This is a genomic window from Scytonema sp. PRP1 (genome assembly GCF_036697665.2).
Classification (GTDB): Bacteria; Cyanobacteriota; Cyanobacteriia; order Cyanobacteriales; family Nostocaceae; genus Kalymmatonema; species Kalymmatonema gypsitolerans.
Map to the genome: position 1 here is coordinate 74,077 of NZ_JBAHYJ020000106.1, position 18,836 is coordinate 92,912.

Sequence of the window (18,836 nt, forward strand, 5' to 3'; positions counted from 1 at the left end):
TTAAAACAGTACTTTAACTATTAATTAAATACTTACACTTCAAGGTGTCATCATGCTTAATATCGAAACTTTACGGCAAGTTCCTCTGTTCTCTAAGTTATCAGACAAACAGTTGCAATGGCTACTTGATCAAGGTGTCGAGGTATGGCGAGAACCTGGAGAAATTCATCGCCATGAAGGTGAACCTGCTGAGCATGTTTTTATACTACTTGAAGGTCAAGTTCGGATTACACAAAAAGTTGGCAATCAAGAGATTTTGCTGGCGATGTACGAACCAAAAACGCTGTTTGGTGAATTGCCTGTGTTAATGGGTCAGACACATTTCTGGGCTACTGGTCGTGCTGTGACTCGTAGCCACATTCTAGAATTGCCAAACCAGGTGTTTTGGGAAATGCTTTCGAGTTGTACTTGCGTCATGACGGCAATTCTCCGCACAATGGCAGAACGGTTGCAAGCGGTACAAACGATATCACAACACAGAGAAAAACTAGTAGCATTAGGCACTTTAGCAGCAGGATTGGCACACGAGTTGAATAACCCGGCTTCTGCATGTCGTAGAGCCGTGGGACAATTACGCCAAACTAGGCAAGTGTTGCAGCCTTTAACAGTAAAGCTGAATCAAAAAGAAATGACCTGCGACCAAAAAGCGTTTGTTGCCAAATTGCAGCAAGATGCAATAGCCAGTGCTAAAACAGCAACCAGACTCGATCCATTAACGCAAAGCGATCGCGAGGATGAGGTGATGCAATGGCTAGAAGCACACAACGTTGGCAATGGTTGGAAGCTTGCTCCCACGCTAGTTACAGCAGGGCTTGATATCGAATGGCTGGAGAATGTTAAGAAAAATGTAGGTGAATTCTTGCTTGGTAACGTCCTAACTTGGACAGAAATAACATTACAAGAATGGGGTTTGTTAGACGAACTTGAGCATTCTACGACGCGAATTTCTACCTTAGTTGATGCAGTCAAAGATTATTCCTACATGGACCGGGCACCTCTACAGGAAATAGACGTACATGAAGGTATAGAAAGTACTCTGACAATTTTAAATCACAAGTTAAAGCACAGTAATGTAGTGCTTACGCGGGAGTATGACTGTGACGTACCGCTGATTAGTGCTTATGGCAGAGAACTCAATCAAGTTTGGACGAATTTGATTGATAATGCGATCGATGCTGTCAACGGGCAAGGTGGTCAAATCTGGATTCGCACCAATTGTGAAAGTGACTTTTTGCTTGTAGAAATTGCTGACAATGGTCCGGGAATTCCGCCAGAGGTTCAGTCTCACATTTTCGAGCCATTTTTTACAACTAAAGGAGTCGGTGAGGGGACTGGGTTAGGTTTGCACATTGTCTACCAGATTGTTGTGGGACAGCATCAAGGTGATATTCGGCTGTTGTCTCAGCCAGGGGACACCAGGTTTCAGGTACGGTTGCCGATGAATTTGTCGTAATTTGCTGATTTTACCTAAAGTTTATCAAGCGCCAGGCTTAAGCCCGAAGGTGTATATCACCTCAGCGAGGAAGCGTTATTATTTGGTGCAAAAAATAATTCCTAAGGATTCAGACAATGCGAGCAACTGTTTACCACGGACCTGGCGACGTGCGAGTTGAAAACGTTCCCGACCCGAAGATTCAGCAGCCCACCGATGCAATTGTCCGAATCACCCACGCTTGCATCTGCGGTTCCGATTTGTGGTTTTACCGAGGGTTGGATAATTGGAAACCGGGGTGGCGCACAGGTCACGAGTGGATGGGCGTAGTCGAGGAAGTTGGTTCCGAAGTCCGCAATATTAAAAAAGGGGATTACCGAAGAAAGGCAGAGGGCAGAGGGCAGAAGGAAAGATTGTAAGTTTTAATACAAAAGCAGGTCCTATGTGCTCTGCCAGATGGTCTAAAGCCCCTGAATTTATGATGCTGTTGGCGAATAAATTAGGGGTCAAGCACGACAAGAAAAATTAAGGAGATACAACAGAGTTGAATCAAGTTATTCGTGATGATGGCACTAAAGGCGGAACAAACGGAGATTGTCGGGTTGAGTCCTAGTGGCACGAGGGGGGCTACCGCCCGCCCTCAGGACTCCCCCCGATGCCAGTTGCTGACCGCCCGCTATAAAGTTTACTAGTGATGTATTCGAGTTATTAAAGCGGGCAGTCACCGCTCTTGCTGCAACTGGCTCAAAAATCAGTAGTTGAAAACACTAGTGTTTCAAATACACTTGTGGCTGGTGCAGGCAGGGATACTCTAGAGAGTCAAGCAGGGTCGAGAGTGCTTAAGTAAAATAATCAGAGCACTGACAATAGCTGTCAAGCAGAGAAACTGGTAAGCGCAACATTACAGGGGGAACATAGATGAGTGTGCATCCAAAATCGGAGTGGGAGATACCACAAGAAACGGCAAGGATAGCAACATCGGCATTCCCGAAAGGAAATGTGTACATGAAAATGCGGGACAGTTTAGGAGAGATTTACACAGATAAGGAGTTTGAAACGCTATTTCGGAGTGATTGTGGTCAGAGTGCATATTCGCCAGGACAATTGGCGTTGATTAGCGTGATGCAATTTGCGGAGGGGTTAACCGACCGTCAAGCTGCAGAGGCAGTCAGATCGAGAATCGACTGGAAGTATGCTTTAGGGTTAGAAATCACTGATAGCGGATTTGATTACTCAGTATTGAGCGAATTTCGTGGCAGGCTGATAGCGCGAGGGCGAGAGCATCAAATACTGGAGAAGATACTTGAGGAATTTAAACAAAAAGGATGGCTCAAAAGTCGCGGCAAGGCACGAACCGACTCCACCCATGTGATAGCTGCGATTCGACAATTAAATCGACTTGAGTGTGTGGGAGAAACGTTACGCCACTGCTTGAATGAATTAGCAACCATTGCACCAGAATGGTTGTTATCGATTGTTAGCCAAGATTGGTTTGACCGTTATAGTCATCGGTTTGAGCAGTATCGTCTACCTAAGACGAAAGCAGAACAACTGGATTTGGCCTTAGTGATCGGTCGGGATGGACATCAGTTATTGATGGCGGTGTATAGTACCAACACACCGGCTGAACTGGCTTCGGTTAGTGCAGTGGAAATTTTACGTTTGGTTTGGGTACAACAATACTATCTCCAAGGTGAAAACTTAAGTTGGAGAACAGATGACTTACCACCCAACCAATTGCTGATTCAGTCACCCTACGACATACAAGCCCGCAACCGTACAAAACGAAATACAAACTGGACTGGCTACAGTGTACATTTGACCGAAACTTGCGACTGTGAGTTACCTTCGTTGATTACAAATGTCGAAACAACTGCCGCTACCACTTTTGACGGGGCAATGACACCCATCATTCATCAACACCTAGCCGACAAAGCACTTTTACCCCAAGAGCATTTTGTCGATACGAACTATGTGAGTGCACAGCACCTGCTCGACTCCAAGCAAAATTATCAACTTGAGTTGACAGGACCTGTGATGCCTGACACTAGTTGGCAAGCTCAAAGTGACAATGGTTTTGACCTTAAGTGCTTTACCATTGATTGGCACTCCCAAACGGTTGTTTGTCCGGCAGGCCATACCAGTAAAGCTTGGTGTGAACGCATCGAAAACGACGGAACTTGTGTGAGTGAAGTTCGCTTTGCATCGATTGACTGTCGAGTCTGTCCACTGCGAGCACAATGTACCCGTGCTGCCCGCGCTCCACGTCTGCTCAAACTCAGACCACAATCCCAGCATCAAGCTTTGCAAGCAGCTCGTATCCAACAAGCTACTTCCGAGTTTAAAAGGCGCTACCAACAACGCGCCGGCGTCGAGGGGGCTATTTCCCAAGCTTGTGTGCGGTTTGGGTTACGTCGTAGCCGATACATCGGTTTAGCTAAGACACACTTACAGCATCTTCTTACCGCCACTGCCATTAACCTCACACGCATTGTCAGTTGGCTTGAGGGTATACCTAAAGCCAAGACTCGCACTTCTCGCTTTGCAGCTCTTGCTCCGAGTGCTTTTACCTAAGTTTTATTTGATTTTCTCTTTACTATTTTCACTCTTACTTTGGTATCCCACCATATTGCTTTCACCCCTCACTTATTCGCCAACAGCATCATTTATTTATGGAGACAAATAAAAAAGTGCGAACTTTATTAAATCCCCCGCTTTCAAGCGTGGGGAAACATAGCTGCCTTCAGACGAGCGTACTTCTGCCTTCTTAAGTCCTTGCCCCCTTTGCTTTTTCCGATGGCACCTGCGAATTCTGTGGTAAAGGCTTGCAAACTTCCTGCATCCAAGGTGACTTTTGGGGCGGAGAATCCAACGACGGCGGGCAAGCAGAAGCGGTACGTGCGCCTTTTGCTGACGGCACCCTGGTTGTAGTACCGCCCGCAGTCGAGGGTGATGATGCCATGCTCAAGGCAATTCTGCCTCTCACCGATGTCATGTCAACTGGTCATCACGCGGCGGTTTCTGCTGGAGTGCAGCCAGGGGGTACAGCAGCGGTCATTGGCGATGGTGCTGTTGGGCTGTGCGGCGTACTGGCAGCGAAGCGGTTGGGAGCAGAACGGATCATTATCCTTGGTCGTCATGAAAAACGTTTAGAAATTGCGCGGCGCTTCGGGGCTACCGATGTGGTAACAAGTAGAGATAAGCAGGCGATTAGCGAAGTTCAGGAGATGACCAAGGGCGGGGTGGAGTCGGTGCTGGAATGTGTCGGAACCGAATCATCTATGGATACAGCAATAGGAATTGCGCGTCCTGGCGGGGCGATCGGCTTTGTGGGAGTACCCCACGGTAGCGAGACAATAAACCTGTCGCGGATGTTCTATTCAAACATCGCCTTACGCGGCGGAGTTGCGCCAGCCCGTGCCTAGATTCCCGAACTAGTTACCGACGTGGTAGCAGGTAAACTGGACTCTTCCCCCGTCTTGGATCTCACCGTTGACCTCAATGGCGTTCCCTCTGGATATGCAGCAATGGACAGCAGGGAAGCGATTAAGGTGATGATGCAACCCTAATTTCAATTTTGGATGGGTGCTGAGTTGCCTTAAATGTCACAATTAAGGCAGACATCAGGATAATCCTATGAGCACAAACTGTACGCATCTCAATGAAATCCACGACGTTACACCCAGCGCCAACGGCTGCGAAGAATGTCTCAAGATGGGCGATAGGTGGGTGCATTTGCGCCAGTGCCTCATTTGCGGTCACGTTGGCTGCTGTGACTCGTCAAAAAATAAACACGCCACTAAGCACTTCCACGGTACTGGGCATCCGGTTGTGAAGTCTTTCGAGCCTGGCGAGGACTGGAGGTGGTGCTACATCGATAAGACTTTCGTGTAGAAGTTTGAATTGGTTAACCTGAGTTCAGCTTTATCCAATTAAGCCATTGCAACTTCTTGGAATTTAGATCCTACTGTAACAGCTTTAATGTGAATTCGACGAACCTCTTTCCCCCCATCCCCAGAGCAGGGCTGTTTCATTCCACAAGGGCTAGAAGTTTGTCAATATCATGACAAAGAAATCTTTGAGCAGTTGTGATGGAAGCATGACCATTTCGACGGAGTATATTGAGAGCGAGCCTCCTGAGGAGGAGCTTCGCTAACGCTCTCAATATGGAGAGATTTGCGGGGGCATGACCGATACGTATTTTTGAATCGTCCTCTTTGAAAACTACGACTTTCACCCAGTGGAGGCAATTTTCGATACACCAATGACCGCGAATACCACGTCCAAATTCTTGTGCTGTGTGAATGAGGCTACTGATGTAACAGACAATCTCATGATATGGTTGACCTGCTCGTGTTCCAGTTCTTTCGACTCGAATTAAAGACTTAATTCCCACCCAAGACGAGTCAATTCCATTTAAATCATCAAAAACTTCTACAGTTCTAGTTGTCACACGATTCCTAGTTTTTTCGGTCTCAATATAACGACTCGTTGGTTTTTTTTGTGCAGCAATGCGTTGAATATGGCGATTTAATTTTGGCTGATTGCCTTTAACAGCAATGACGTAATCATTGCCACTGTCTATGATTAACTGACAAGTTTTTTTTGGCAGTGTAAAGAATCCAAGCTGAATACAGCATCTTTTATATCCAAGACAGCAATTAAGTTTTGCACAATTACGATTTCGCTCTTCTCCTTGTTTTCAAATTTTTCCATGCTTAAAACCAGTCCTCTTTTACTTGCAAACACTGATACAATACTGACAAAATTTTGGCATGATTTTTCGTAGTCTTGGAGTGTTCCTTTAATACTTTTACCGTCGATACTACACCACTCCGATTCATTGAAATCAACGTAGTTTTGCGCCCAATGATTAAACTTTGTGGCAAGTTTATCAAAATCGACTCCCATGACTATACGCCTGATAGTTGAGTATGAAGGGACACCGTGTTTTTGTATTTCAAACGTCTTTATCAACACTTGACGATGCCGTTTGACAAAATCTCCCCATGCACGATACCCAACATATCCACTCATGGTGCCCATTATTACAAACAGCAACACCAACCACAATGGATGTCTTCGGCCATCTAAAGTTCTGAAATCTTCAACTTGCCGCAAATGTTCAATTAGAGAAGCACCCATGATTTTTATCCCCTCAACACTTGCAATTTTACCTGTTTTAGGGAATGAAACAGCCCTGCTTGGAGAGGGGACCGCAAAGCCCCCCAACCTCCCTCTCCTGCAAGGAGAGGGAGGAGCTACGTAAAAATGGGATTTTTAAGCCTCTCCCCTACAAGGGGAGAGGAATGGAAGCGGGGTCAAATCAGGATACATCGAACTCACGTAGCTTTAGGAAGTTATGCGATCGCCCTTGGCGGGGCTTTGCCCATCGCTTGGCATCGCTTTGCACCATTTCAAAACGCTATAAGTCTTGTCGCCAGCCTAAGCGCAAAGGGCACGGTACGGCTGAGTCTTCCGCACACGCTGCGCGATCGCCGTTAGCGCAAGCTCCTCCGGAGGACGCACGGACACGCTACGCTCCGATGATTTGAAAAGCTTTGACGATTTAGCGCTCACTGAAAATCGGAGGTCGAGCTAATCAATCTTGTCCACTTAGAGTGAGTACAAAGTTGAAGGTGAAGTCAAATACTTCCAACCTTGTTCACATATCTATACAAAGTTTACTTTGTATAGATATCTTTGGTGTTAAACTGCCATTAGTTTTGGGTTGGGCAAGCCTCCAACAGAAGCAGCAGTCCTGTTTCATCTCTCCTTCTGCTATGGTTGCTTGAAACAACCTCAACTAGCCATTGACTATTGCGATCAAGCTTTCACTATTGCCGGTGAAACGAAACACCAAGAGGCAAAAGGGTTAGCACTGGCACATTTGGCAAATGTTTATTGGCATCAAAACAAATATTTTCTAGCCTTATGGTTTGTGATCCAGAGTTTACTTATTCTACCTCCGTGGGCTAGTGCCAATGGTCGCTCTATCTTGAAGGTAATGCTTACAGAAATCATTCAATTGCTTGGCAGATTTAACTATAATATAAGCCTTTAAGGCTTTCATCGATTATTTTCAGCAAAAGTTTGCCGGACAGTCGGCTGCTTTTGTCATTTTTATGAGAGATTCCCATAAGTAAATCATAAGTAAATGTAGTTAGATTTGATAAAATTAGCAATAGCCGTATAGGTATACGGATAATACCTCAATGAAGCGTGACAGAACGGGAAAATTTATCCATAGTTGGGAAAAAGAACCGAAGCAAGCAGTCAACCTATCCCTAACCAGACAGCTTGGCAGATTCTAAAGCAGCAGGCGCGTGAACGTGGTATTTCCCGTTCTGAGTTGGTGAAACGCTATGCTCGTAGCTTGCAATCTGATTTGTCTTTCAAGAACCTTAGTAGCAACGGCAAGCTGGACGCTTGTCATCAAGCAGAGGAAACGCAACAAAGAGCTGATCACGACTTAGAAGGACTTGTGGCAGAACGAACGTCGGAACTGTCTCAAGCCAATGCACAACTGCAAATGCAAATTGTTGAACTGCAACGAACCATTGAAGCTTTGCAGTCGCGCCAGCAAGATTTAACTCCACCTCAGCTAGCCCAAGCAGCACTACAAGGCGATGCTCCCAAAGGGAGCCGCCCAGGGGGCGATCGCGAAGTCATTCACATTCTCGAAAGCATTACTGATGGTTTCATTGCTTATGATCGCGACTGGCGCTACATCTACGTTAACGAAGCCGCCGTACGGCTACTAAAGAAGAGCAGAAACGAACTCATTGGTCAGCGCGTTTGGGATGTGTTTCCTCTTTATGCGGCACCAACGTTGAACGCATGCTGCACAAAGCGGTAGATGAACAAACTGCTCTTGTCTTCGAGGATTATTACGCTCCTTTGGACACTTGGGGGGAAGTTCATGCCTACCCGTCTGCTGAAGGACTTTCTCTGTTCGTTCGGGACATTACTGAGCGCAAGAAATTGGAACAACTACTCCAGCAGAACGCACAAGCTCAAGCTAGTCAACGCCAATGGCTGGAGGCGGTACTCAATCTGCTGCCCATTCCACTGGTATTTATTGAACCCCAAACGGCTCGCTTCACCTTCTCCAATCAGGCGGCAAATGAGATGGCAGGAGGTAAAATTCCTGATAATCGCCCTGCTGGAGTGTATAATGCAGAGTTTTCCTGCACCGATGCCACAGGGCAACTCATCCCGCCCGAGCAACTTCCAGCAGTCCGGGTGGCACGAGGCGAAAAAATTCATGGGGCGCAGTTGAATTGGCATACTCCAACAGGTGTTTACTCGCTGCTCGTTGATGCAGATACCTTACCCGCAATGCATGGGCAACCAGCAACTTGCGTGATGGTGTTTCAAGATATTGGCTCCCGCAAACAGGTAGAGTTGCAACTTCAGCAAAGCCAGCGATTCATCCAACAGGTTGCCGATGCCACGCCTGGTGTGTTGTATATCTATGATTTAATCGAGCAGCGCAATGTCTATGCGAATCGTCACATTGGCGAACTCCTGGGTTATACCCCAGAACAAATTCAGGCAATGGGAAGCGAACTGTTTCCTCAACTCATGCATCCTGACGATTTTGCCACTCTTCCTAACCACTTGGAACGCTTTGATCACGCTCAAAATGGTGAAATTATTGAGCGAGAGTATCGGATGCAGCATGCTAATGGAGAATGGCGTTGGCTTTGGAGTCGGGATCTTATTTTCACCCGCACACACGATGGGTTACCCCAGCAAGTGATTGGCATCTCACATGATATAAGCGCCCGTAAACAAGCAGAAGAAGCTCTGCGGCAACAAGCCGAGGCATTAGAGAACCAGCAGAAATGGTTGGAAGCGGTGCTTGATTTAATGCCGACGCCTATGGTGTTCATCGAACCGGGAACAGCAAAGGTAACTTTTGCCAATCGAATTGCCAATCAACTGGCAGGTGGTGACTTACCCAAAAACAAATCCCTTGAAGAATATGCCTCGGCATACTACTGCACAGATGGAGCAGGTGAGCGCATTCCGACTGAGCGAATGCCTGCGGTTCTCCTAGCAAGAGGAGAAAAATTAGAAAACTATGAGATGAACTGGCATACACCTGGTGGTATTCGCTCAACTCTGTGCTGGGGAGAAACATTACCGCCCATGTACGGACATTCCGCTGTTTGCATTGGTATGTTCCAGGATGTCACTAGGTTGAAGCAAATTGAGGAGAATCTGCGACAGACCGAGGAACGGTTACAGCTTGCCTTGTCTGGAACAGGCACGATCGCCTGGGATATGGATTTGAGGGCAAATCATGTCGTGTGCTCTCCCAATGCCCTTGAGGTTTGGGGAATTCAAGAAGGAACGGGAGAAGACTTTTTTGCTGTCGTCCACTCTGAAGATCGGCAAAGTGTCGTCTTTGCTTATGAGCGTGCGCTCAACGGAGAAGAAGACTACGCTCAGGAATACCGCGTTATTGGTCCGGATGGAACGGCAAGATGGCTCCGCAGCCAGGGACGAGTATACAAAGATGCTGATGGTCCTGTACGGATGGTAGGGGTATCGATTGATATTAGCGATCGCAAACAAACAGAACAAGCGCTCGCAGCAAATGCTCAACGATTAAGTCTGGCTTTGGCAGCTGCGAAAATGGGAGATTGGAGTTGGGATGCAGCAACAGATATTGTCACATTTTCTCAACGAGCAGCCGAAATTTTTGGCATTCCGTCTGGTCCTTATATGACTTGGACGCATATGCGCGACCTACTTCATCACGAAGACCGAGAGCAGGCTCGTCTAGCGGTTGAGCAAGCAATCCGCCACAAGCATGATTATGACATTGAATACCGGGTGATTCATCCCAATGGAGCCGAACGATGGGTTGCAGCAAAAGGACGTGCTCAGTATAGTGTTTCAGGAGATGTCCTGAGTATGCTGGGAGTTGTGCAGGATGTGAGCGATCGCAAACAGATGGAAGCGGAACTCCGTCGTCGAGAACAAAGGTTCAAGACTTTAGCTGAAAATTCCCCAGATATCATCAGTCGAATCGATTCAGAATTTCGCCATATTTATGTCAGTCCTGCTATCGAACAGGTGACTGGTATTCCAGCAGAAGAATTCATTGGCAAAACCAATATTGACTTAGGTATGGCACCAGAGAGTTGCAGACTTTGGCATGAAAACTGGCAACAGATATTTACAACTGGGCAAAGCCGTTCGATAGAGTTTAACTTTGAAGCGCTTAATGGTACCCGTTGGTATCAATCGCGTTTTGTACCCGAGTTTGCAGCCGATGGGACGGTCGAATCAATCATTGGCTATGCCCGTGATGTTACTGAGTTCAAGCGAGTTGAGCAACAAGAGCGTTTTCTCGCTCAAGCATCGCAAACGTTTGCAGCGGCGAGTTTAGATTTGCAAACGGTTTTGAACACTATCACTCAACTTGTTAGTGAATATACAGGTGATGTTTGCGTCCTGAGTCTCCTTTCTGAAGATGGGCAGTGGCTTGAGCCTGTTTCTGTTTACCATGTTGATCCAGAGGTAAGACAGTTTGTGAATGAACTGTTAAGCAGTTATCCTCGCCGTGCTGATGAAGGGATTGGGGGACAAGTGATGCAGACTGGAGTTGCCCTTTTGATGCCAGTGACATCACAGGAGGAGTTACGTGCCGTTATCAAACCAGAGTATCAGCGCTACTTGGAGCGCTTTAGGGTTTACAGCACCTTGCTTGTGCCACTTAAGGTACGAGGACAAGCGATTGGAGTGTTGAGCCTGACTCGCAATCATCCCGGAAAACCTCACAATATCAATGACCAAACTTTATTTCAAAATTTGGCAGACCGGGCGGCTATGGCGATCGCCAATGCTCAACTCTATCAACAAGCTCAACTCTCACGCCAACAAGCAGAGCAAACTGCTGACCGTAATGCACGTCTTTTATCAGTCACAGCAGCACTCTCTGAATCGCTGACTCCCACTGAAGTTGCTAAAGTGATTGTTGAGCAAAGTACCGCCGTTTTGAATGCTTGCTCTGCTATGATGGCAATTCTAAATAAAAATGGTACGGAGCTTGAAATCGTCTATTCTATTGGGTATCCACAAGATATAGGAGAATGGCGTTGCTTTCCAATCACAACACAAGTACCACTGGCTGAAGCTGTAAGAACTGGAGAACCGATTTGGGAAGAATCGACCGAAGCACGAGTGGCTCGTTATCCTCACTTGGCAGAATACTACGCCCAGTGTAATTACGCTAGTTGGATTTCGTTACCTCTCATGGTAGAGGGTCGAGCAGTTGGAGGAATATCTCTCAACTTTACTCAATTCTCACCTTTAAGCGACGATGACCGAGCGTTTATCCTTGCCTTGGCTCAACAGTGTGCTCAAGCTATAGTCCGTGCCCAATTATATGAAGCCGAACAACAGGCACTAGCCGCAGCCGTTCGCGAAGCGGCGCGTAGTGCAGCAGCAAACCGGACAAAAGATGAATTTCTTGCTGTTCTCTCACATGAACTGAGAACACCTATGAACCCAATTTTAGGTTGGACGAAATTGTTGCGAGAAGGCAAACTCAATGCTAGCAAGACAGCAGCTGCTCTAGAAACCATTGAGCGTAATGCCAAGCTACAAGTTCAACTGATTGAAGATTTACTCAATATTTCTCGGATTTTGCAAGGCAAGCTTAGTTTAAATTCTTGCCCTATCGATTTAAAATCGACAATTGCAGCGGCGCTCAAAACAGTAGATTTGGCAGCCCAAGCCAAAACGATTCAAATTCAAACTCATTTTGAATCGGATGTGGGTAATGTTTTAGGCGATGCCACTCGTTTACAGCAAGTCATTTGGAATCTGCTCTCCAACGCTATTAAATTTACTCCGAATGGTGGGCGTGTAGAAATCCATCTCAAGCAGGTTGAAAACCAAGCAGAGATTGTTGTTAGTGATACAGGCAAAGGTATAAAGCCTGATTTTTTGCCCTATGTCTTCGATTATTTCCGTCAAGCAGATAGCAGTATCACTCGCACTTTTGGTGGTTTGGGGTTGGGGCTGGCGATCGCACGGCACATTGTTGAGCTACATGGGGGAACAATCCAAGCTGACAGTTTAGGAGAAGGACAGGGAGCGACGTTTAGCGTTATGCTTCCCCTTATGCCGACAACGGCTTCAGCAACTCAAGAGGAGGCATTTATGCAAGACGCACTCACTTTGCAAGGAATTCAAATTCTGGCTGTTGATGATGATGTAGACAATTTAGAATTAGTCACTTTCGTTTTAGAGCAAGCTGGTGCTAGTGTTATGTCTGTGTCTTCTGCAACCGAAGCGCTGCAAAGGCTGAAGCAAAACCAGTTCGATATTTTGTTAGCAGATATTGCAATGCCTCAAATGGACGGCTATACATTGTTGCACCAAGTGAGAGCTATGCCACCAGAACAAGGGGGGTTAATTCCAGCGATCGCTCTGACTGCTTATGCAGGAGAAATCAATCAGCAGCAGGCGATCACGGCTGGATTTCAGTTACATATTCCCAAACCAGTTGATCCAGAAGAACTGATTGAGGCGATCGCCCAAATTGTGTCAACTCATTCTACTATACTGTCGGATGAGCGCAAATGATTCATGAGACGACGGGGACTGTACATAAGGAAATCTTTATCCGCTCTCGGTTGCTATCCTATGGGGTTGCGATTCTGGCAGCGACAGTAGCCCTCTTGTTAACCCAACTGCTTCTGCCGCTGCTAAATCCGGTGATATTTCCGCTGTTTTTCGCGGCTGTTGCAGTCAGTGCTTGGTATGGCGGAATGGGACCGGGATTGCTGGCGAACGCTTTGGGAGTTGGCTACAGCCTCTACTTCTTTATTGAGCCGATCCACTCATTTGCCATCACTAGTGCGAATCGCTTGGTGCAATTGATTGCGTTCTCGCTCGTGTCATTTTTCATCGCATTATTCTGCACACAGTTGCAAGTTGCTAACCGGAAAACCAAGGCAAGCTTGCGGGCAGTGCGAGAAGCCAATCGGCGGGTGACACGTACTTTGGAAAGCATAAGTGATGCGTTTGTTGCTCTCGACCGGGACTGGCGGATCATTTACCAGAATGCAGAAGCCGAGCGACTTAATGGCAAACCTCAGACAGAAGTCATTGGAAAGACCCATTGGGAAGAGTGGTCTGCGTCGGTAGGGACGAACGTAGAGCGCCAGTATCGCCGGGCAATGGCAGAACAGATTCCCGTCCACTTTGAGCATCACTATTACCAACCACCCACATACGATATGTGGCTTGAGATTCACGCCTATCCTCATGAGGATGGTCTGGACATTTTCTTCCGGGATATCACTGATCGCAAACAGGCTGAAGTTGCATTGCGCGAACGGGAAGCACGACTGAGGCTAGCCCTTCGAGCCGCAAAAATGGGCACTTGGGAGGTAGACCTCCGCACAGGAGCAGTGCAGTTCGATCAAGCGCTCAATCAAATTTTTGGACTGTCGAGGAGTCCTCAGAATCGAGACGAGTGGCGCGAGTGCTTATATCCAGAGGATCGCGACCAAGCCGAACAGGTCTTTGAAAAAGCGGTGGCTGGTAAAGGTGAATACGATGTAGAGTACCGTATCGTTTGGTCGGATGGCTCACTGCACTGGGTTATTTCCAGAGGTGATATCATCCGTGACGAAGCCGGACAGCCAATCCGTGCGATTGGTGTCACTGCCGACATTAGCGAGCCCAAACAAGCGCAACAGGAACTCCAAAAAACCTTACAAACCCTGAGCACCCTCATTAAAGCTTCCCCACTGCCTATAGTTGTCATTAAACCCGACATGACGGTACAGCTTTGGAATCCGGCGACAGAGCGGGTATTTGGTTGGAGTGAAACCGAGGTGTTGGGTCAACTCATTCCGATTGTTCCAGAAGAGAAACGGGAAGAATGCCGTCAGGTCAGAGCTGCGGTGGCGAAGGGAGAAATTTTTGCTGGCGTGGAAACCTATCGCTGTAAGCGTGATGGTTCAACGGTAATCGTCAGCATTTCGGCGGCTCCCCTTTACGATGAATCTGGCAGCGTCAATGCGATCGTGCTAATTTTTCAGGACATCACTGAACAACAGCAAGCAGAGTCAGCGTTGCGGGAGAGCGAGGAGCGCGCGCAGCTCGCGATTAAGGTGGGTCGGCTTGGGATTTGGCGTTACGACCCCGACACAAATCTCGTTGAGATCGACAAGCGGATGCGCGAGATTTGGGGTGAGCCGGATGATGCATTCAAGATTCCCCTTCCTAGGGTGATGGAGCGGATCCACCCGGAAGACCGGACACGCGTAGCGAGTGCTGTTAGCAGTGCGCTTGATCCCAAATTGTCGGGCACTTACGAGATTGATTATCGTATCGTCTGCTCCGATGGAACCGAACGCTGGGTATCAGCCAACGGGCAGGCACAATTCGAGGGAGAGGGCATAGCCCGACGACCGATTGGGTTCACTGGAACCGCACTCGACATCACTGATCGCAAACAAACCGAAGCAACCCTGCGGCAAAGTGAAGAACGCTATCGGTATTTAGCAGAATCGATTCCACAACTGGTGTGGACTGCCAACACAGATGGAATGCTCATCGATATCAATCAACGTTGGTCAGATTTTACTGGATTAACCCTTACCCAAGCTCAAATCGCAGGCTGGGAAGTCATCGTCCATCCTGATGATCTACCCACTCTCAGCCAGAATTGGGCAGCAGCTCAACAAGCGGGTACCAGCTATCGAGCAGAAGGTCGGATGCGACGAGCAGATGGAGCATATCGCTGGCATTTGCATCAAGCCGTACCGCTGAAAAATGAGCAGGGTCAGGTGATTAAGTGGTTTGGTACAGCAACAGATATCGAAAATCAAAAACAACTCGACCAACAGCGCCAGCGGCTACTAGAGCAAGAGCAAGTCGCTCGTGCCCAAGCTGAAACCGCTAACCGTATAAAAGATGAATTTTTAGCGGTGCTGTCTCACGAGTTGCGATCGCCCCTCAATCCTATCCTCGGTTGGTCTAAGTTGCTCCTCACCGGCAAGTTAGATGCCACAAAAACGACTCAGGCGCTACAAACAATTGAACGCAATGCCAAACTTCAAGCGCAACTGATTGAAGATTTGTTAGATGTCTCTCGCATTCTGCGTGGCAAACTCAGCTTCAATATGGGTTCTGTTAATTTGGCATCAACGATTTCAGCAGCTATTGAAACAGTGCAGTTGGCAGCACAAGCCAAGTCAATTCAAATTCAGACAGTGCTTGACCCAGATATCGGGCAGGTTTTAGGTGATTCTGCTCGGTTACAGCAAGTGATTTGGAATCTGCTCACCAACGCCGTCAAATTCACACTTTCAGGCGGACGGGTCGAAATTCGCCTCCAGCGCGTTGGCTCACTCGCTCAAATTACTGTCAGCGATACAGGCAAAGGCATTGAGCCTGACTTTTTGCCACACGTGTTTGAGTATTTCCGCCAGGAAGATGGCGCGACAACACGCAAGTTTGGTGGACTCGGGTTAGGGTTGGCGATCGTCCGTCACTTAGTCGAACTGCATGGTGGTACTGTTCGCGCGGAAAGTGCTGGTGTTGGGCAAGGAGCAACTTTCACTGTCAGCTTACCGCTTTTAAAGCCGGAACTAAGTATAAACAACGAAGATCAAGCCTCATATCCCACGCTTGACAAATTACCCCTCAATAGCATGAAAATTCTTGTTGTCGATGATGAGGTGGACACAAGAGAGTTAATTGCCTTCATTTTGGAGCAGGCTGGAGGAAGCGTCATAACAGCGGTTTCTGCGATGGAAGCACTCCAAGTCATAGCACAGACCAAGCTTGATGTCCTAGTAAGCGACATTGGGATGCCCGACATGGACGGCTATATGCTCATGCGACAAATTCGGGCAATGCAAAGCGAGAGAAATAGTCAGATAAGAGCTATTGCTCTGACTGCTTATGCAGGAGAAATCGATCAGCAGCAGGCACTAGCCGCTGGATTTCAGTTACATATTCCCAAACCAATTGATCCAGAAGTCTTGATTGAGGCGATCGCCCAAATGTCAACTCATTCTATAGCAATCCTAAATGATTTATGAAAAATTTTAAGTATTGTAGGGTGGGCAGTGCTTAGCAAAACCTGGATGTAGTCGGCAAAATACGGTAAGCACTGCCCAACTTACGTGTCGTTCAAAAATCTGTGGAGGAGTCCTATAAGTAGGCTGGCGTTAAAAATTGTCGTTATCACAAGCCAGAAGGCAAAATATCATAAGATTCGCTTGCACTTTAACATCTTATGTTATTTGATACTTCTATGCTGATTTCTTCAACACTAGCTCATCGCCTTCAAGCCATGCCGAAAGTAGAAATTCACGTGCATCTTGAAGGTGCAACTGATGCAGAAACTATTTATGAAATGGCTAAGCGGAATCAGGTGGAATTACCTGTCACCTCACTTGATGAATGGAAAAATTTCTACCAGTTTCGTGATTTTAATCATTTTATTCACGTTTATACTACTGCAAGCGAGTGTATACAAACACCTGACGATTATATCTTGATGATAGAGCGATTCATCAAGCATCAATCAGAGCAAAACATTCGCTACAGCGAAGTTTTTCTGAGTGTTTCGCTACATTCTCAAAAATTAACTGATGATGAATTACTTGCTGCCTTAGCTGCCGGAATTGCAGCAGGTGAAGCTAAATACAACAGCCGTGTGAAGTTTATTGCTGATATCTCGCGGGAATACCCAGACACACAAACCAAAGTTTTAGAGTTTGCCCTTAAAGGTCAGGAAAAAGGAATTTTCATTGGTCTTGGTTTGGGTGGAGTAGAACCAGGAAATCCACCGGAGGGTTTTGCTGAAACTTATCAGGAAGCCAAAAAACAAGGACTTCGAGTGGTTGCCCATGCTGGCGAAGCTGACGGACCGCAAAGTATTCGTGGTGCGATCAAAAGTTTGCAAGCAGAACGCATTGGACACGGGATTAGATGCTTAGAAGATGCAGAACTCGTTGAGGAACTACGTCGCAGTCAGATACCACTTGAAGTCTCACCACAAAGTAACTACTGCTTAGGTATTGTACCGCGTGATCAAGCGCATCCAATTCGTAAAATGATTGATGCTGGGCTATACTGCACGCTCAATTCCGACGATCCACCGATGTTTTCCACCAACTTAAATAAGGAGTATCTGACGCTTGCAGCTCAAGGTTTTTCCTGGGAAGAACTTTGGCAGTTGAATCTTAATACACTTGAAGCTAGTTTTTTAAGCGAAGCGGAAAAAGCTGTTTATCGCGCCGAGTGGCAAGCGTGTTTACTATAGTAGTAAACAAGATCCCCGACTTCTCTAAGAAGTCGGGGATCTGTGTCTTCTACACCATTGGCAGCTTAACTCAAGTAACTTTGCAATAAAGATACAATCGCCTCAGGACGAATCTTTTTATATTCTTTTGTCCCAATTTGCAAAATATAATTAGGTGCGCTTTTACAACATTTAAAACAGCCAGTTTGCTCAATGATAACTTGGTCAGACAAACCATGCTCAGACAACATCTTTTCTAATTCTGATAAGAAACTTTTTCCACCCCGCTTTATGCAACCAGACTTTTGACAGACTAAAATCTTGGCTTTGGGAGGAGACTTTCGTTGTTGAAGGGGGATTTCTTGATTTGGACAAACACCAATTGGTGTTACCCCAAAAGCTTTTAGTTTGATTTCGCCTGTGTGTGTGTCTAGCTTACTAATACCAAATACACGAATTTGCTCACCAGGAACTAGGGAGATACTGAGAAATTGACGCAACTCCTTGGGAATTTTAATTTGCACATTCTCAGATTCTAATGCCAATTGTAGGTATTTAAATTTTCCAGGAGTCTCACCTACAAAGCCAAGAAACTGTCCCTCCAGGTTAAATTCAGATAATTTTAGGTAATGATGACCCATGTTATTTAAAATCGTAAAATTTTGTGTGGATCGTCCTTTGTCATGAGTCATTTGCATTTCCAAAAGACGAATGACTAAGGACTAAGTACAGGATTTCACAAGTTCGTAACGAATTAATTTCAGAAAAACTCTGCGTTCCTCTGCGTTTCAAAACGCTACGAATTAATGCAAAGCTGTACTAAGGACAGTCTTGACAAAAAAGTGTAATTAAGACAAGCGTTGAGTTACGAGAGACGTTTAGCTTCGTAAGTTTGGGGTAACTGTAGCGGATCTGGCAAATTGGAAAATGCTAATTCCCAACCATTTGCTAAAGTAAAAATCTTGCCTTCTGCTCCTTCCGTTTGTTTAACAACTTCTTCTTCAAGGTCTTTCTTAGCAACGTAAGCAATCAAAGTTCCAGCAGCATTATGACGTAGCATGACTTTCATCTCTAGTTTTCCCGCTTCCTAGTGGTGATATTAATGTATTG

At 46.5% G+C, this 18,836-nt stretch carries 14 protein-coding genes and 1 pseudogene; 12 read left to right on the forward strand and 3 right to left on the reverse strand.

Annotation, left to right across the window (positions count from 1 at the left end):
* Positions 1–52 precede the first annotated feature (52 nt).
* The 6 genes from V5G28_RS28230 to V5G28_RS36895 all read left to right on the forward strand — a co-directional run bounded on the left by V5G28_RS28230 (position 53) and on the right by V5G28_RS36895 (position 5,326).
* The gene (locus V5G28_RS28230; protein WP_332991940.1) at positions 53–1,453 is read left to right on the forward strand and encodes an ATP-binding protein; all 1,401 of its coding nucleotides are present in this window, start codon (positions 53–55) and stop codon (positions 1,451–1,453) included.
* A 116-nt stretch (positions 1,454–1,569) separates the two neighbouring features.
* Positions 1,570–1,851 carry an alcohol dehydrogenase catalytic domain-containing protein gene (locus V5G28_RS28235; RefSeq protein ID WP_332991942.1) on the forward strand — a complete coding sequence of 94 codons (282 nt, stop codon included), beginning with the start codon at positions 1,570–1,572 and terminating at the stop codon, positions 1,849–1,851.
* 499 nt (positions 1,852–2,350) lie between these two features.
* A complete protein-coding gene (locus V5G28_RS28240; protein WP_332986999.1) occupies positions 2,351–4,006 on the forward strand; it encodes an IS1182 family transposase in 1,656 nt (551 codons plus the stop codon).
* 251 nt (positions 4,007–4,257) lie between these two features.
* Complete coding sequence (locus V5G28_RS28250; RefSeq protein ID WP_442994300.1) at positions 4,258–4,857, forward strand: zinc-binding dehydrogenase; 600 nt, start codon at positions 4,258–4,260, stop codon at positions 4,855–4,857.
* 21 nt (positions 4,858–4,878) lie between these two features.
* On the forward strand, positions 4,879–5,001 hold the full coding sequence (locus V5G28_RS28255) for a hypothetical protein (protein ID WP_332991945.1): 123 nt from the start codon (positions 4,879–4,881) through the stop codon (positions 4,999–5,001).
* A 67-nt stretch (positions 5,002–5,068) separates the two neighbouring features.
* Complete coding sequence (locus V5G28_RS36895) at positions 5,069–5,326, forward strand: UBP-type zinc finger domain-containing protein (protein WP_096569228.1); 258 nt, start codon at positions 5,069–5,071, stop codon at positions 5,324–5,326.
* 136 nt (positions 5,327–5,462) lie between these two features.
* Here the strand turns inward: V5G28_RS36895 and V5G28_RS36900 are convergent.
* A pseudogene (locus V5G28_RS36900) lies at positions 5,463–6,550 on the reverse strand (ISAs1 family transposase); the annotation flags it as partial.
* 153 nt (positions 6,551–6,703) lie between these two features.
* Between V5G28_RS36900 and V5G28_RS28270 the strand changes: the two are divergent.
* The 6 genes from V5G28_RS28270 to add all read left to right on the forward strand — a co-directional run bounded on the left by V5G28_RS28270 (position 6,704) and on the right by add (position 17,747).
* Positions 6,704–6,937: a hypothetical protein gene (locus tag V5G28_RS28270; RefSeq protein ID WP_332991950.1), complete on the forward strand. Its 234-nt coding sequence runs from the start codon at positions 6,704–6,706 to the stop codon at positions 6,935–6,937.
* 226 nt (positions 6,938–7,163) lie between these two features.
* Positions 7,164–7,496, forward strand: coding sequence for a hypothetical protein (locus V5G28_RS28275; protein ID WP_332991952.1), 333 nt, complete (start codon positions 7,164–7,166; stop codon positions 7,494–7,496).
* Between the two features lie 186 nt (positions 7,497–7,682).
* On the forward strand, positions 7,683–8,291 hold the full coding sequence (locus V5G28_RS28280) for a PAS domain-containing protein (protein ID WP_336231393.1): 609 nt from the start codon (positions 7,683–7,685) through the stop codon (positions 8,289–8,291).
* Entirely contained in the window at positions 8,273–13,042 is a 4,770-nt protein-coding gene (locus V5G28_RS28285) for a PAS domain S-box protein (protein WP_332991957.1), read from the forward strand. The genes V5G28_RS28280 and V5G28_RS28285 overlap by 19 nt, the downstream gene beginning before the upstream one ends.
* Positions 13,039–16,518, forward strand: a complete 3,480-nt coding sequence (locus V5G28_RS28290) for a PAS domain S-box protein (RefSeq protein ID WP_332991959.1) — start codon at positions 13,039–13,041, stop codon at positions 16,516–16,518. The genes V5G28_RS28285 and V5G28_RS28290 overlap by 4 nt, the downstream gene beginning before the upstream one ends.
* 215 nt (positions 16,519–16,733) lie before the next feature.
* A complete protein-coding gene (add, locus tag V5G28_RS28295) occupies positions 16,734–17,747 on the forward strand; it encodes an adenosine deaminase (RefSeq protein ID WP_332991961.1) in 1,014 nt (337 codons plus the stop codon).
* A gap of 65 nt (positions 17,748–17,812) precedes the next feature.
* On the opposite strand, the gene V5G28_RS28300 is transcribed toward add, so the two are convergent.
* Complete coding sequence (locus tag V5G28_RS28300; protein ID WP_332992033.1) at positions 17,813–18,367, reverse strand: (2Fe-2S) ferredoxin domain-containing protein; 555 nt, start codon at positions 18,365–18,367, stop codon at positions 17,813–17,815.
* A 224-nt stretch (positions 18,368–18,591) separates the two neighbouring features.
* Positions 18,592–18,795 carry a putative nitrogen fixation protein NifT gene (gene nifT, locus V5G28_RS28305; RefSeq protein ID WP_332991962.1) on the reverse strand — a complete coding sequence of 68 codons (204 nt, stop codon included), beginning with the start codon at positions 18,793–18,795 and terminating at the stop codon, positions 18,592–18,594.
* Positions 18,796–18,836 lie beyond the last annotated feature (41 nt).